The sequence below is a fragment of the Polaromonas sp. P1_E3 genome (assembly GCF_056405935.1).
Map to the genome: position 1 here is coordinate 1 of NZ_JBFUBD010000722.1, position 891 is coordinate 891.

Here is an 891-nt window from a genome sequence, read left to right on the forward strand (position 1 = left end):
CTGGTCGAAGGTCTGGAGCCCGACGCGCTGTCCGCCTTGACTGTGCCCATCGTCGTCACCAGCTCGCACCACGGCAGCTTTTTGCACCAGCAGAAGCTACCCATGCCCTGCGCCTGGGCCATGGGCCACGAAGGGCAGGGCGTCAGCGACCACCTGATGGCCAGGGCGGCACTTAAAGTGCGCATAGACCAGCCAGGTGGCGAAGAGTCGCTCAATGTGGCTGCCGCTGCCGCCATTTGCCTCTACGCAAGCTCGCTAGCTGTACCTGCCAGTTTGTAACCCACACATCGGGGTAACCGCGAAGTCCATCTTCGCCAGCAGGGGCCGCGGAACTGGCTTTGCCAGGCCGCAGGCGCAGCGCCCCCTCGGGGGACAGCGCAGTACGCGAAGCGACAAGCGTGGGGGCCTCATCCTCAGGCTATAATCAGTGGCTTTTCAAAACACAGCTTCGCCCGAGCGCAGACAAAGCAAACACCCTCACAAAAGCAGCCATCTAAGGCAGCCAGCAAGAGTCTCAACGAGACGTTTCTTGTGCACGCTTGGGCGAACCGTAACCAACCCGGAGAACCCAGTGCTTTTGTCTCTACAGGGATCACGCGAAAAATCCCCACACGCCATCCTGGCGCTCGCAGACGGCACGGTCTTTATCGGCAATTCCATTGGAGCCGCAGGCTCCACGGTCGGCGAGGTGGTGTTCAACACCGCCATGACCGGCTACCAGGAAATCCTCACGGATCCCAGCTACTGCCAGCAGATCGTCACCCTTACATACCCGCACATCGGCAACTACGGCATCAATGCCGAAGACGTCGAGGCTGAAAAAGTCCACGCCGCCGGCCTGATCATCAAGGATCTCCCGCTGCTGGCTTCGAACTTCCGCATGACGATGAC

2 protein-coding genes are annotated in these 891 nt (G+C 60.6%); both read left to right on the plus strand.

Annotated features, from left to right (window positions below; all coding sequences use genetic code 11):
- The coding region (locus AC1D0Z_RS23060) for a TrmH family RNA methyltransferase (RefSeq protein WP_477660453.1) at positions 1 to 279 on the plus strand (279 nt) is incomplete at its 5' end.
- A 292-nt stretch (positions 280 to 571) separates the two neighbouring features.
- A partial coding sequence (locus tag AC1D0Z_RS23065) for a carbamoyl-phosphate synthase domain-containing protein (protein WP_477660454.1) occupies positions 572 to 891 on the plus strand: 320 nt, incomplete at its 3' end.